The sequence below is a fragment of the Rossellomorea sp. LjRoot5 genome, from assembly GCF_964253455.1.
Classification (GTDB): Bacteria; Bacillota; Bacilli; order Bacillales; family Bacillaceae_B; genus Rossellomorea.
Genome location: NZ_CAXUQN020000005.1, coordinates 1 through 329, shown reverse-complemented (window position 1 = coordinate 329; position 329 = coordinate 1). Strand labels below are relative to the sequence as shown.

The 329-nt window shown below is 53.2% G+C and carries 1 rRNA gene; it reads right to left on the bottom strand.

Annotated features, from left to right (window positions below):
- Positions 1-329, bottom strand: a 23S ribosomal RNA gene (locus tag ACSQ2E_RS22825); the annotation flags it as partial.

Genomic DNA, 329 nt, shown 5'->3' with positions numbered 1-329 from the left:
GGGATTTGCCTCATCATCAGCCTAACTGCTTAGACGCACATATCCAGCAGTGCGCTTACCCTATCCTCCTGCGTCCCCCCATTGCTCAAACGGAAAAGAGGTGGTACAGGAATATCAACCTGTTGTCCATCGTCTACGCCTATCGGCCTCGACTTAGGTCCCGACTAACCCTGAGCGGACGAGCCTTCCTCAGGAAACCTTAGGCATTCGGTGGATGGGATTCTCACCCATCTTTCGCTACTCATACCGGCATTCTCACTTCTAAGCACTCCACCAGTCCTTACGGTCTAGCTTCGCAGTCCTTAGAACGCTCTCCTACCACTGACACC